Consider the following 13419-nt stretch of genomic DNA (forward strand, 5'->3'; position numbering starts at 1 on the left):
GATGGAAACAATTATTATTATAGTATTCGTACTTGGATACTTGGGTATTGCTTTTGAGCATAGTGTGAAGGTAGATAAGCTAATTCCGGCTTTAATAATGATGGCAGTTTTATGGGCTATAATAGGTGTAGCACATCTTCCTGTTTTTGAAGTGAACACTGAACTCCGTGAGCTAGAGCCTACACACATTGACGAGATTTTACTACACCATTTAGGAAAAACAGCAGAAATCATAGTCTTCTTATTAGGAGCTATGACTATTGTTGAGATTATTGATTATTTCAATGGGTTTTCAACCATTAAATCATTTATTAAAACAAAGAAAAAGAGAACGTTACTTTGGATTTTCTCTATCATGGCGTTTGTGTTATCAGCCATTATTGATAACCTAACTGCAACCATTGTATTAATTACAATTCTTCAGAAATTGGTTAAAGACAAAGACCTTCGTTTATGGTTTGCCGGGCTTATCATTATTGCTGCAAATGCGGGTGGAGCTTGGTCTCCAATTGGAGATGTTACTACAACTATGTTGTGGATTGCGAATAAAGTTTCTGCTCCTTCATTAATTGAGCATGTATTGGTGCCATCTATCTTATGTTTTGCAGTGCCAACTTTTGTAGCTTCAAGAATGAAGATTTTCACTGGAAATGTTGAAGTGGATGAAAGCACTGAAGAATCAGGTAGTAAATATGCTTCTACAATGTTCTATTTAGGACTAGCTGCAATTGTATCTGTGCCAATTTTTAAAACTGTAACACATTTACCTCCATATGTGGGAATGATGTTAGCATTGGCTGTTGTGGCTACTTTTGCTGAATTCTACAGTAATACAAAAATTAGTATTTCCCATGTAGATAAAGAAAGTGAAGCAGCTGCTCATCACAGTCCGGTTCACAGAGCTTTGTCTAAAATAGAATTACCAAGTATTTTATTTTTCTTAGGTATTTTGTTGGCAGTAGCAGCTTTAGAATCATTAGGAATGTTGTTCGAATTTGCTGATGTATTGAATACTTCAATGCCAATGTTAGGTACAGAATCTGCGGGCGAACATGTTTCAGATTTAGTGGTCATGTTACTAGGAGCTGGTTCTGCTGTGATAGATAACGTGCCGTTAGTTGCTGCAAGTATCGGTATGTTCTCAGTGCCTGTAGATGATCCTGTTTGGCATTTTATAGCTTATTCAGCTGGTACTGGTGGTAGTATGTTGATTATTGGATCTGCTGCTGGTGTTGTGGCTATGGGGATGGAAAAAATCAACTTTATGTGGTATCTAAAGAAAATTTCTTGGTTAGCATTTGTAGGTTTTATTTCTGGATCTATAGGATTTATGTTGATACGAAATTTCATTCTGAACTAACATTCAGATTTTCATAAAATTTAGAAAAGAATTGTCTTATTTGTGGTAGATGTGATATCGCTACAAAAGACAATTCTTTTTTTTATTAAATTTTGAATATCTTTCCATAATTTTAACCACGTATAGTCGTTAGTTAACTATAATTGCAAAACATAAACTTAATTAAACCAAAAAATTAAATGTTTCTATTGTTCCAAGATCCTGCTGTAGAAGAAATGGCTCAGGAAGTCGCTTCTGAAGAAAAAACACTTTCATTGATAGATTTAGTAGTAAATGGTGGTGTTGGTAGTATTGTTATTATTGCCGTTCTGTTTATAATGCTTGGGATAGCATTGTTTATTTATTTTGAAAGAACATTTGCTATTAAAGCAGCTTCCAAGATCGATAAGAACTTTATGAATCAAATTAGAGATCATATTTCAAATGGGAAAATTGACTCAGCATTGGTATTATGTGCAAATACAGATTCTCCAGTAGCTAGATTAACAGAGAAAGGAGTTTCAAGAATTGGTAAGCCTTTGGAAGATATCAATAAAGCCATAGAAAATGCCGGGACTCTAGAGGTGTACAAGTTAGAGAAAAACGTAAGTGTTTTGGCAACCATTGCGGGAGCAGGTCCTATGATTGGATTTCTTGGAACTGTAATAGGAATGATCTTGGCATTCCATGAAATGGCAACAAGTGGAGGTCAAGCAGAAATGGGTATGTTGGCAAATGGTATTTATACGGCTATGACAACTACTGTTGCAGGTCTTATCGTGGGTATTGTTGCGTACATTGGCTATAACCACCTAGTTGTAAAGACAGATAAAGTAGTCCATCAGATGGAAGCAAATGCGGTAGAATTCTTAGACTTATTAAACGAACCTGTATAAACTGATTTATGAAGTTAAGAGGAAGAAATAAAGTAAGTCCAGAATTCAGTATGTCGTCTATGACGGATATTGTTTTCTTACTGCTCGTGTTTTTTATGTTGACGGCAAATTCTCCAAATGCATTGGATTTGTTATTACCAAAGGCAAGAGGGAAATCTACCAACACACAGAATGTTTCAGTAAGTATCAACAAGAATCTTGATTATTTTGTAGATGATGTAAAGATTGATCCGGAAAATTTGGAACAAGAATTGATGAATGCATTATCTGCCGAAGATAAACCTACTATTATTCTAAGAGTAGAAGAATCTGTTCCTATTGAAAATGCTGTTTCTGTAATGGATATCGCAAATCAAAATAGTTATAAAGTAATCTTGGCAGTAAGACCAAATTAATAGCATCATGAGTATTCTAAACACAAAACATGAAAAGAAATCATTTACAATAACTACGGTGTTGCTGTTGCTATTGTTGCTTATTATGTTTTATGCAGGAATGAGTTATTTAGATCCGCCAATTCCAAACGGTGGTATTTCTGTGAATTTGGGATACATGGATCAAGGGAGTGGAAATGTACAGCCATTAGAAAAAATAAAGTCACAACCACAGCCAACTCCAACTCCGCCAACTCCTCAAGAGGTGGTTCCCGAAGAAACCGAAGAAGTGCTGACAAGTGAAGATGTAGAGGCTCCTGTGATTCCTACTGAGAAGGAAACTCCTAAGGAAAAACCTATAGAGAAACCGAAGGAAACTCTAAAAGAGGAGCCGAAGAAGGTTGAGCCAAAACCAGATCCCAAACCATCTAAAGAGACTACGAATGCTTTAAATAGCATTATAAACGGTCCAACGAGTAACGGAACTTCAAGTCAAAGTGAAGGCGATGGAACGGAGGCAGGAGATAAAGGCCAGGAAAATGGAGATCCATATGCTGCAAGTTATTATGGCGCACCTGGCACTGGTAGCGGCGGTGGCCGCGGTTGGGGTTTGAATGGTAGAGGAAGGCCAACCAATGGTAAAGTGGTTCAAGATTGTAATGAATCGGGTACGGTGGTAGTTCAAATTGTGGTAAACAGAGCTGGTAATGTAGTCAAAGCTACGCCGGGAGTTAAAGGTACTACCAATAATAATCCATGTCTCCTTGAGCCAGCAAAGCAAACGGCATTAACTTACAAATGGCCATCAGATAGTAAAGCTCCAGCACAGCAGGTAGGTTTTATTGTTGTAAACTTCAGATTAGGGGAGTAATATCCTTATTTTCTATTTATGAATTATTCAGAAACATTGCATTGGCTATTCAATCAATTGCCAATGTATCAAATGCAGGGTGCTTCTGCCTTAAAGCATAAGCTTGATAATATTTTAAATTTATCTGCTCATTTAGGTAATCCACATACAAAGTTTAAAAGTGTTCATGTGGCTGGTACCAATGGGAAAGGTTCGTCTAGTCATATGCTAGCTTCAATATTACAGGAAGCAGGATATAAAGTTGGGTTGTACACATCACCACATTTAAAAGATTTTAGAGAGCGGATAAAGATTAATGGAATTAGTATTTCAGAAGAAGAGGTAATTCGCTTTGTAGAGAATCACAAAAGTTTTTTTGAGGTAAATCAATTGTCGTTTTTCGAAATGACTGTGGGTATGGCGTTTGACTATTTTGCCAATCAAGAAGTAGATGTAGCTATAATAGAAGTAGGTTTAGGAGGACGTTTAGATTCAACTAATATTATTACTCCTTTAGTTTCGCTTATTACGAATATCGGTTTTGATCATATGGATATTCTGGGTGATACGCTAGAGAAAATTGCAGCAGAAAAGGCAGGAATTATCAAACCAAATGTTCCTGTAGTTGTTAGTGAATACCAAAGAGAAACTGAGCCTGTTTTTAAAAGGATAGCAAATGAAAATAACGCTCCAATCATAATTGCCTCAGAGACTCTAACTACTGGTCTTAAGAGCGATTTAAAAGGAGTTTATCAGGAAATGAATATCAAGGGAGTCTTAGCTACTGTAAATGTATTGAAGAAGTCTTTTCTTATAAACGATAGTTCTATTAAGAATGGATTATTGAATGTGGTAAACAATACAGGGCTTTTGGGTAGATGGCAAATTTTAAATGAAAGCCCGAAGGTTGTTTGTGACACAGCTCATAATAAAGATGGTTTGTCGATCATTACAAATCAATTGAAAAAAGAAAATTATAATACGTTGCATTTAGTTTTGGGTTTTGTAAAAGATAAGAAGCTGGAAGGAATTTTGCCGTTATTTCCAGTTGAAGCAACCTATTATTTCGCTTGTCCAAATGTTCCGAGAGGATTGGATGCAGAATATTTAAAAAATGTAGCAGAAAATTTTAATTTAATTGGAAAAAGTTTTTCTTCGGTGGAATTGGCATATAATACTGCATTTCAATCTGCTAAGAAGAATGATTTCATATATGTGGGAGGTAGTACTTTTGTAGTTGCTGAAATAATTTAAAAAAAAGCTATTTTATTTTTTGCGAGATTTAAAAACTGTTATATATTTGCATCCGCAATAAGCAATAAGGGCTCTTAGCTCAGTTGGTTCAGAGCACCTGCCTTACAAGCAGGGGGTCACTGGTTCGAATCCAGTAGGGCCCACAAAAATGAAAATCTTTCTCTTTATTGTTTATTCGGGCTCTTAGCTCAGTTGGTTCAGAGCACCTGCCTTACAAGCAGGGGGTCACTGGTTCGAATCCAGTAGGGCCCACAAAAAAACCTCAACATTTGTTGAGGTTTTTTTTATTTATAAAATTTCCAAAAGTCTTTCCATTTTCATCCCTCGTGATCCTTTGATGAGGATAATGCTGTTTTTGATATTTAGCTGACTTATGTATTTCTTTAAGCCTTCAAAATCTTCAAATTTTTCAGTTTGTCCATCGCAATTATAGAAAATTTTTCCTAATGTGATCGTTTTGTTGAAATGAAAGCCTTTAGTGATGTTTATGATTTCTTGATGTTCTTTCGATGCTTCATTTCCTAGTTCTAGCATGTCTCCAATAATAACATACTTCTCTTTTCCTGCGGTTTTGTCAAAATTATTCAGTGCAGCTTGCATGCTTGTGGGATTGGCGTTGTAAGCGTCTAGAATGATTTTGTTAGAATTCTGTTGAATTATCTGAGATCTATTATTTGTGGGGGCATAATTTTCAATTCCTTGTTTTATTTGGTCTAAAGGAACATTGAAATAATTTGCTATTGTGATAGCTACGGCAATATTTGTGCTGTTATAGAAGCCAATTAAATTGGATGTAATTTTTGAATCCTGAAAATTAGCTTGAATAAATTCGTTTTCTATCGAGGTTTCAATTTGAATATCGGCTTCTGATTCGTTGGATAAACTAAACGAAAATGTTTTATGGTAACTACTTAGTTTTTCACGTTGAATTTTATCGTCGTAGTTGTAAAATATAGTTTTGTTGTTAGATGTAAGATAAGTGTAGAGTTCACTTTTTCCTTTGATGACACCTTCGAAACCACCGAATCCTTCAAGGTGTGCTTTCCCAAAATTGGTGATATACCCGTAATCTGGTTCAGCTATACTGCATAGAAATTCTATTTCTTTTTGATGATTGGCTCCCATTTCTATAATAGCGAACTGTGTGTCTTCTTTAATTTGTAAAAGACTTAAGGGAACTCCAATGTGGTTGTTTAGATTTCCTTGGGTAGCAATGGTATTATAATTCTCTTTGAGAGCATGGAAAATCAATTCTTTGGTGGTGGTTTTTCCGTTACTTCCTGTTAATGAAATAATAGTAGCGTTGCATTGGTTTCTATGATAATTGGCAAGTTTTTGAAGTGTTTTTAATACATCTTCTACTACTATTGTGGTTTCTTCATTTAAGTAATATGATTCTTCGTCAATAATAACAGCTTTAGCGCCTTGATTTAAGGCTTCTTGGGTGAAAGTATTCCCATTGAAGTTTTCGCCTTTTAGGGCGAAGAAAATGTTGTTATTCTTGATGTTTCTAGTGTCCGTGGTAACTCCTGAGCTTTCTAAGAATAGTTGGTGAAGTTTTTCAATATTCATGTTTACGTAAATTAATCTCGATATATGTAAAAATAAAAAAGCTCTGAAATTACTCAGAGCTTTTTATGAATTATGTTATAATCTTTAAGATTATTTAGTCTGCTTTTGTTTTTCTTCCACCGTTGGTTGATTTAGCTCCAACTTTAGACATTGCACATCTAAATCCGATGTAGTTTGTGGCCATATATTCAGGGTAGTATCTACGTTGCGCAGGATCTAGCCAGTAAGCTCTATCTTTCCAAGAACCTCCTTTGTATACTCTTGCATGATTATCAATCAAAGTAGTTCTGCTGTTTGATTGGTCATATTGTCTAACTAGACCTGTTGAATCAGCTGAAACTACTCCTTGAGGAGAGTTGTACATTCCGAACTTATTTTTCTCTTCTGCAGTAGGATTGTTATCATCACTAAATCTATCAAAGAATCTGGTTGATTGTGGATCACCATCTCTATAGTCTCTGTTGTCTGCTTTGTTGTAGTTTGTTCTCAAGTAAGTTTGCTCTTCTCCAACAGGTTCAGTAGCAATTTCTCCAGGTAAAGTTCTTGCAACGATTTTACCATCTACAAGAGTATCGTATTGAGCAGTTTCTGCTGTAACTACTACAACTTTACCGTCTTCTCCAATTTTTGGTTTGGTATACACGTTACCACGATAGTAGTTGAAGTCATTTGCTTGATCGTCAACTATAGGACGGTAAATATCAGCTACCCATTCAGCAACGTTACCAGCCATGTCATAAAGACCAAAGTCATTCGGTGGGTAAGATTTTACTTCATTGGTGATATCTGCGCGGTCATCAGACCATCCAGCGATTCCGCCGTAATCACCTTTACCTTGTTTGAAGTTTGCTAATTGATCACCTCTAGTTTTTCTGTCTCCAGTTCTAGTGTATTCACCAGACCAAGGGTATTTTTTTCTACCTCTAATATTATTGTATTCTCTCTGTCCGTTTAAAGAAGATGCTGCGTACTCCCATTCAGCTTCGGTAGGAAGTCTGTATTCTGGGTAAATGGCTCCTGTTTCTCTTCCTGCAAAAACACTTACAGAATCTTTTTTGTTTTGTTTTCTACCTTGTAAAGAATCGATAGCTCCATTGTAAGTAGAGGTTGGATTGTTAAGATATGTTTCTGTACTGAACATTCCAGGGCTCTCACCGTCTTCTGATTTGTTGCTCATAACAGTACGATCTATGTAGCCTTCATCAACAAGAGATTTTTCGTTAACACGATCTGTTCTCCACTTAGCGAATTCTGTTGCCTGAATCCAGTTAACACCAACTACAGGATATTCTGCATAAGAAGGGTGTCTTAAGTAGTTGTTGGTCATGTTTTCGTTAAATCCAAGTGGGCTTCTCCAAACTAATGTATCTGGTAAAGCTCCTATATAGATGTTTTTGTAGTTCTCATTACTTGGTGGAAAAACTCTTTTAATCCAATCTAAGTACTCCAAGTACATAATGTTGGTAACCTCGGTTTCGTCCATGTAGAAAGATTGAACGTGTTGCTGATTTGGACTGTTGTTCCAGTCATGCATTACATCATCCTGAACTTTACCCATGGTAAAAGTTCCTCCTTCAACAAAAACAAGTCCTGGAGCGGCTTCTTGTTCAGTATAGCTTGTGTTGTACTGAAAACCTCCGTCTTTGTCATTTATGTTCCAGCCGGTACCTCTGGAAACATCCGTTCCTCCTCCTGATTTTTTACAGCTCACAAAAGCCGAAGAAATAACCAAGGCGGTTAAAAGAAATTTAATAGATCGCATTCTCATGTAATTGAATTAGGGTTATCAAAAAACGTTCGCAAGATAATAATTAAGTATAAATAATCAATTTTTTTAAAAAAAATATGATGGTTCACTTTAAATTATTGTTGTAATGTGTTTTGATTAACGTATTGGTTGCATTATTATTATTTTATTGATGGTGATTTTTATAATTATTTTAATCTTTGCGATACGATTATACTTGTTACAACGTTTATTTGTAAATGAAGAACGCTTTACCCTTAATTTTATTTTTCGCTATCCTTTTAAATGTAAAAGCACAACAGAAAGTAGTGACTTTTGATTGGGATGGATATAAGGAATTGGTGAATGAGTCCGGTTCCGTAAGAATTCCTAATGCCACCGATGTTAATTTTGATTTTGAAGACGGTGTTTTAATATATCGTACACAATGGAAAGATAATCAATATATAGATGAAACCTCGGTAACGATTTCAAATATTAATTATGAAACAGTCTCCAAAAGTAATTTGTATGATTTATCTATAGACGGTCTTCAAAATTCTATTGATGGAATTATAGAAACTACAAAGGCAAGAGGTAAGTTTTACAGTATTTTGCAATTTTCACCTTATATATATGATCAAGGTGTTTATAAAAGAGTGACCTCGGTAACTTTCAACTATTCTTATGCTGCGAGTGCACAACGCCTGTTTGATGTTCCGGAAGTAGGTAATTCAGTGTTGGCAACTGGAAATTGGTTTAAATTTTATGTTCAGGAATCTGGGGTTTACAAAATTGATAAGTCTTTCTTGTCATCATTGGGTATAAATGTTTCTCAAATAGATCCAAGAACTCTAAAAATTTATGGTTATGGTGGTGAAATGCTTCCCTTGCGAAATGGAAATACGTCATATTATGATCTTCCTGAATTGTCTATAAAGGTAAGAGGGGAAAGTGATGGGAGTTTTGATGCTGCAGATTATGTTCTGTTTTATGCAACTGGAGTAGATCAATGGAATGAAGAAAGTAATACAAGCAATAATGTGTATACAGATATTGCTTACTACTATATTACATATGGTGGTGACTATGGGAATAGAATTCAAGTAGCAACGCAGCCTGCAGCATCACCTAGTTATACATTTACAAATTATGACGATTATCAATTTCATGAAGTTGATGAGTATAGCCCTATTAAAGTAGGAAGAAGATGGTATGGTGAAATTTTTAATGTAGAAAACGAACAAACTTTTTCTTTTGATTTAGAGGATTTGGATAGTTCCGAAGATGTAAACGTATATGTTTCTGCTGTGGCTGTTTCTAGCGTTGGTACTTCTATGGCGGTTTCTGCAAATGGGCAATCCATAGGAAGTTTGAACTTAAGTGGGACTTCTAGTGCTGTAACTTTAATGACAGGAGGAGTAGGTTCTTATAATGCAAGTTTATCTTCGGAAGAGCTAGATGTTACTCTGAGTTATAATAATGCTGGTAATCCATCTTCACTTTGCTACTTGGACTATTTATTAATAAGTTCAAAACGACTATTAAAAGGAAGGAATTCGCAATATCCTTTTACAAGAGAAGATGCTGCAAACTTGTTTAATGTCGGAGCATATAGTTTTTCAGATGCATCTGGTATAGATGAAGTTTGGGATGTTACGGATATGTACAGCGTAACTACCTATGAAAATGATGATAATGCAAGCGATTTTTCGTTTAAGGTTCAGTTGGGTTCATCCAGAAAATATGTTGTAGTAGATGATAACGATTTTTATGTGCCGGGAATTAATTCCTCTGATAAAACTGTTGCAAATCAAAATTTAAAAGGTACTATTTTTCAAAATGCTTCTGGAGGTTCAGAAAGTGTAGATTACATTATCGTAACACCTCAGGAATTTGTGTCGCAGGCAAACCGATTGGCAAGCTTTCATGAAAATGACTCAGGTTTGAATGTGAGGGTAGTTACTTTAGATGAAATCTATAGCGAGTTTAGTACGGGAAATCAAGATATTGCTGCGATTCGTAATCTTATTAAGTACGTGTATGACAATGCATCTTCAGCAGATGATAGATTAAAATATGTGTGTCTTTTTGGTGATGGCTCCTATGATTATAAAGATAGAATTAGTAATAATACCAATTTTGTTCCGCTTTATCACAATGTGCAAAGTTTTAGTTTGGCAACTTCATACGCTACCGATGATTTTTATGGAATGATGGATGCTACAGAAGGTGATATGAGCAATGATCTTTTGGATGTTGCCGTAGGTAGAATTATTGCGCGCGATCTACAAGAAGCTACAGAAATGGTAGATAAAATAGTAGCATACCGTAGTGAGGAGGCTATGGGGAGATGGAGAAACAATGTAATCCAAATTTCTGATGACGGAGATGATAGTACAGATGTGTATTTTCAATTTGATTTAGATGCCGTAAGTCAGGAAATTGCTACCAACAGACCTTCGTTTAATGTAGAAAAAATTTATGAGGATGCCTATATACAGCAATCTTCTTCTGGCGGAGAAAGATATCCAGATGCCAAGGAAGAATTGTTAGATAAAATAAAAATGGGTGTGCTTTCCATGAATTATTTTGGACATGGAGGAGAGGAAGGTTTATCTAGTGAGCGTCTTTTTCAGTCAACAGATATTCAAGAATTAGATAACGAAAACAAATACCCACTATTCATTACTATTACATGTGATTTTACTAGGTTCGATAATCCTGAGTTGACTACCGGAGGAGAGTACATGTTTTTAAATCCATCAGGAGGAGCTATTGCGTTGGTAGCTACCACAAGAGAGATTTATATTACAAACGGAATTAATTACAATCCTGTATTTGCTGAATATCTATATTCCTATAATTCCGACGATTTTACGAGTATGGCAGAATCTGTTCGCTTAGCAAAAATAGACTTGGCTTCCGGGGCTCAAAAGCGTTTGATCCATTTTATTGGGGATCCAGCTTTAAAGCTAGCTATTCCAAAACCAAAAATAAATCTTACACATATAAATGATATTCCTGTTTCTCAATCTGTAGATACGCTTAAAGCACTGAGTACAGTAAAGCTTTCAGGAAATATAACCAATGCAAACGATGTACTTTTGAATGAGTATAACGGAACTGTTTTTGCAACGGTTTATGATAAGAATATTGAAAGAACAACCTTGGGGAATGATGGTGTTCAAGTGGATAATACCTTGGTTACTATGGATTTTGAAACCTTGGGTGAAGTGTTGTTTCGTGGAAAAGCTACTGTAACCAACGGTGAATTTGAGTTTAACTTTGTAGTTCCAAGAGATGCATTGATTCCTGTGGATGAAGGTAGGGTTAGTTTCTATGCGTATAAAGATGATAAATCGGAAGATCAAACAGGGTATAATACAGATATTTTAGTTGGAGGATTAAATGAAAACGCACCTGCAGATAACGAAGGTCCCGAAATAACGCTGTACATGAATGATGAAAACTTTATTTATGGAGGAATGACCAATCAAGCACCTATTTTTCTAGCATTCCTAGAAGACGAAAATGGGATTAATACATCAAGTGGAATAGGTCACGATATTGTTGCAATACTCGATGGAGATGAAACCAATCCGTATGTGATGAATGATTATTATGAAGCAGATACAGATGTGTATACAAGTGGAGCTGTTAATTATCCTTTTAGTGATTTGGAGCCAGGCTTGCATACAATTACTTTCAAAGCATGGGATACTTATAATAATTCTTCTACTGCAGAGATTCAGTTTTTGGTTGTGGATGATGACGAAATGAAACTGGAAAAAGTTTTAAATTACCCAAATCCTTTTGTAAGCTATACTGAGTTTTGGTTTCAGCATAACAAGCCTTTTGAACCATTAGATGTACAAGTTCAGGTTTTTACAGTTTCTGGTAAAATAGTCTGGACGCATAACCAAACCATTACTACGGAAGGATATTTATCAAGAGAAATTACGTGGGACGGAAGAGATGATTTTGGAGATAAAATAGGAAAAGGAGTTTATGTATATAAGATTACGGTAAAATCTACGTTATCTAACAAGAAGGCAGAAAAGTATGAAAAACTTGTCATACTCTAATTATAACTTATATTTGTTCAAATTTTGAAATCTAGATGAGAAAAATTTTCTTTTTGAGTCTTATACTATGCGCAGCAAAGGCATTGGCTCAAGACAACCCAACCGTTATTCTACCCAATACAAACGATACTAGAGTTATTACTACCGGAGTTCCTTTTCTAATGATTGCTTCTGATGCTAGAGCTGGAGGTATGGGAGAAATGGGGGTTGCTACCTCTGCAGATGCCTATTCTCAGCAATGGAATCCTGCTAAATATGGTTTTATTGAAAAACAGATTGGAGTTGGAGTAAGCTATACACCATATCTAAGTCAGTTGGTGAATGATATCGCATTGATGAATTTAACGGTATATAACCGTATTAGTGATCGTAGTGCGTGGGCTGCTAGTATCAAATATTTTAGTTTAGGAGATATTGAGTTTACAGAACAAGTAGGTAACGATATTGTTTCGCAAGGTACTCAGCGTCCCAATGAATTTGCATTTGACGCTTCTTATACATTAAGATTAACAGATAGGTATGCAATGGCTGTAACAGGTCGTTTTCTAAGTTCAGATTTAAAAATACCTTCTGAAGGAGTAGATGCGAAAGCTGCAAATAGTTTTGCCGTAGACGTTTCAGGTTATTATCAATCAGAAGAAATTGCCTATGATAATTATGATGGACGTTGGAGAGGTGGTTTTGCAGTAACAAATATTGGGCCTCCTATTAAATACGATCAAAGTGTAGGAGATGAATATGATAGTTATTTACCAACCAATTTAAGACTTGGTGCTGGATTTGATTTCATTTTTGATGCATACAGTAAACTTTCTTTAGTTGGAGAAGTGAATAAATTATTGGTTCCAACGCCGCCGATTTTAGGTACAGAATGGTCGTATGTAGATAATGATGGGAATGGAGAGTACGATGAAAATGTTGATGAGTTAGACGAAAATATTTCAGGAACAAATGAAGTGATATATAGTGGTCAGGATGATAATGTATCTTTTGTGTCAGGAATGTTTCAATCATTCTACGATGCTCCGGGAGGTTTAAGTGAAGAGTTAAAGGAATTTACATGGGCTTTGGGAGCAGAATATTGGTATGCAGATTCTTTCGCGTTACGTGCTGGTTATTTCAACGAGGCGGAATCAAAAGGTGCTCGTAAATTTTTTACGCTAGGAGCTGGCTTTACTTATAATGTGATCAAAATAGATATGTCATACTTGTTCTCAGCTTCAAAAGTGAGAAATCCGTTAGAAAATACACTTCGTTTTTCGCTTACGCTTAATTTTGGAGAAGAGTACGACGAATATTAGAATATAAAATTTCAATTTT

9 protein-coding genes and 2 tRNA genes are annotated in these 13419 nt (G+C 35.5%); 9 read left to right on the forward strand and 2 right to left on the reverse strand.

Features of this window, described 5'->3' with window-relative positions; translation table 11 throughout:
* Position 1 precedes the first annotated feature (1 nt).
* The 7 genes from nhaD to BM383_RS03120 all read left to right on the forward strand — a co-directional run bounded on the left by nhaD (position 2) and on the right by BM383_RS03120 (position 4965).
* On the forward strand, positions 2-1360 hold the full coding sequence (nhaD, locus tag BM383_RS03090) for a sodium:proton antiporter NhaD (RefSeq protein WP_093022852.1): 1359 nt from the start codon (positions 2-4) through the stop codon (positions 1358-1360).
* A gap of 179 nt (positions 1361-1539) precedes the next feature.
* Entirely contained in the window at positions 1540-2235 is a 696-nt protein-coding gene (locus tag BM383_RS03095; RefSeq protein ID WP_093022854.1) for a MotA/TolQ/ExbB proton channel family protein, read from the forward strand.
* Positions 2236-2243: 8 nt separating this feature from the next.
* Positions 2244-2630 (forward strand): ExbD/TolR family protein, encoded by a 387-nt coding sequence (locus tag BM383_RS03100; protein ID WP_093022856.1) that lies wholly within the window; start codon positions 2244-2246, stop codon positions 2628-2630.
* 7 nt (positions 2631-2637) lie between these two features.
* The gene (locus BM383_RS03105; protein WP_093022858.1) at positions 2638-3480 is read left to right on the forward strand and encodes an energy transducer TonB; all 843 of its coding nucleotides are present in this window, start codon (positions 2638-2640) and stop codon (positions 3478-3480) included.
* Between the two features lie 18 nt (positions 3481-3498).
* Positions 3499-4713, forward strand: coding sequence for a bifunctional folylpolyglutamate synthase/dihydrofolate synthase (locus BM383_RS03110; RefSeq protein WP_093022860.1), 1215 nt, complete (start codon positions 3499-3501; stop codon positions 4711-4713).
* 68 nt (positions 4714-4781) lie between these two features.
* Positions 4782-4856, forward strand: a tRNA-Val gene (locus BM383_RS03115).
* Positions 4857-4890: 34 nt separating this feature from the next.
* Positions 4891-4965 (forward strand) — tRNA-Val (locus tag BM383_RS03120).
* A 36-nt stretch (positions 4966-5001) separates the two neighbouring features.
* Here BM383_RS03120 and BM383_RS03125 read toward each other — a convergent pair.
* The gene (locus tag BM383_RS03125; protein WP_093022862.1) at positions 5002-6285 is read right to left on the reverse strand and encodes a UDP-N-acetylmuramoyl-tripeptide--D-alanyl-D-alanine ligase; all 1284 of its coding nucleotides are present in this window, start codon (positions 6283-6285) and stop codon (positions 5002-5004) included.
* 94 nt (positions 6286-6379) lie between these two features.
* Entirely contained in the window at positions 6380-8053 is a 1674-nt protein-coding gene (gldJ, locus tag BM383_RS03130) for a gliding motility lipoprotein GldJ (RefSeq protein WP_093022864.1), read from the reverse strand.
* A gap of 218 nt (positions 8054-8271) precedes the next feature.
* Here gldJ and porU point away from each other — a divergent pair, with 218 nt between their 5' ends.
* Positions 8272-12099: a type IX secretion system sortase PorU gene (gene porU, locus BM383_RS03135; RefSeq protein ID WP_093022866.1), complete on the forward strand. Its 3828-nt coding sequence runs from the start codon at positions 8272-8274 to the stop codon at positions 12097-12099.
* 35 nt (positions 12100-12134) lie between these two features.
* Complete coding sequence (gene porV / locus BM383_RS03140) at positions 12135-13400, forward strand: type IX secretion system outer membrane channel protein PorV (protein WP_093022868.1); 1266 nt, start codon at positions 12135-12137, stop codon at positions 13398-13400.
* The last annotated feature ends 19 nt before the right edge of the window (positions 13401-13419 follow it).

Source organism: Pustulibacterium marinum (assembly GCF_900116665.1).
In the GTDB taxonomy this organism is placed as follows: Bacteria; Bacteroidota; Bacteroidia; order Flavobacteriales; family Flavobacteriaceae; genus Pustulibacterium; species Pustulibacterium marinum.